The following is a 986-nucleotide window of genomic DNA, read 5'->3' on the forward strand; positions in this document are numbered from 1 at the left end:
GGGGACGGCCTGGACGATGGGTACGAGGGCAGCGATGTGAATGACGGGTTCGATGTGAACGATGAGATCGACGACCCGGCCAATGACCTCCCGGACACGGACGGGGAAGGGGATGTGAACTATCGGGATGCGGACGACGACGGGGATGGGGTGAGCACCCCGGATGAGGACGCGGACCAGGATGGCGATCCGACCAATGACGACAGCGATGAAGACGGCACCCCGGACTACCTCGACCCCACGGATGACGGCAATGGCAACGGTGGCGGAGACGATACGGACACCGACGGGGATGGGGTCCCTGACGCGGAAGACCTCGACAGCGACGGGGACGGCCTGTTGGATACCACCGAGGATGCGAACACCGATGGGGATGACGACCCTGCTACAAACCCCACCGATACCGACGGGGACGGCCACCCCGATTACCTCGATATCGATTCCGACAACGACGGCCTGTTGGACAATGTGGAAGCCCAGCCTGCCGACGGGTACGTGCCCCCTAGCGGGGAAGACGCCAACGGTAATGGCCTGGACGATGCCTACGAAGGGGATGGTTCCCAGGGGTTGGACCCGGTGAATACCGACGGGGACGGCCGCCCCGATTACCTGGACATCGACTCCGACAACGACGGCATCCCCGACAACGTGGAAGGCCAACCGACAGACGGGTATGTACCGCCCAGTGGGGAAGATAGCAATGGAAATGGCCTGGACGATGCATATGAAGGTCCCGGGGTTGTTGGAATTACCCCCGAGAACACCGACGGTACGGATGAACCCGATTACCTTGATGATGATTCCGACAACGACCAGGTACCCGACAACAACGAGGGGAACGACTTTGACTTCGACGGGCAGCCCGACTGGACTTTTACGGGTACGGACACCGACGGGGACGGCCTGGACGACGGGTACGAAGGCAGCGATGTGAATGACGGGTACGATGTGAACGATGAGATCGACGACCCGGCCAATGACCTTCC

Annotated in this window: 1 pseudogene; it reads left to right on the plus strand. The window is 61.7% G+C overall.

Features of this window, described 5'->3' with window-relative positions:
- Window positions 1-986, plus strand: a pseudogene (locus tag NG653_RS14615) (gliding motility-associated C-terminal domain-containing protein); the annotation flags it as partial.

It is taken from the genome of Robiginitalea marina, assembly GCF_024006985.1.
Classification (GTDB): domain Bacteria; phylum Bacteroidota; class Bacteroidia; order Flavobacteriales; family Flavobacteriaceae; genus Robiginitalea; species Robiginitalea marina.